Here is a 260-nt window from a genome sequence, read left to right on the forward strand (position 1 = left end):
CTTCCCGGTCGCTTCGGCGCCGCCGACGCGCGCCGGCACGAAGTCGGACGAATGCAGGCTCGAGCTGTGCGCGGAATCGATCGCGCCTTCGAGAATCTGCGCCCAGTTGCACGGCAGCAGCGCCTTCGCGATGCTCACGCGGGTATCGGCGGTCGGCGCCCAGGCTGGCGGCACGAACGCGGGGATGGCGTCTTGCGGGCCCATGTACGCCCACACCATGCCGCCCCATTCCTGCACAGGATAGGCCTTGTGCTTGACCT

General features: G+C 68.8%; 1 pseudogene. It reads right to left on the minus strand.

Annotation, left to right across the window (positions count from 1 at the left end):
* Positions 1–260 (minus strand): annotated as a pseudogene (locus SB771_RS35330) (MarR family transcriptional regulator); the annotation flags it as partial.

Origin of the sequence: Burkholderia sp. SIMBA_051, assembly GCF_046534915.1 — a bacterium.
Classification (GTDB): domain Bacteria; phylum Pseudomonadota; class Gammaproteobacteria; order Burkholderiales; family Burkholderiaceae; genus Burkholderia; species Burkholderia ambifaria.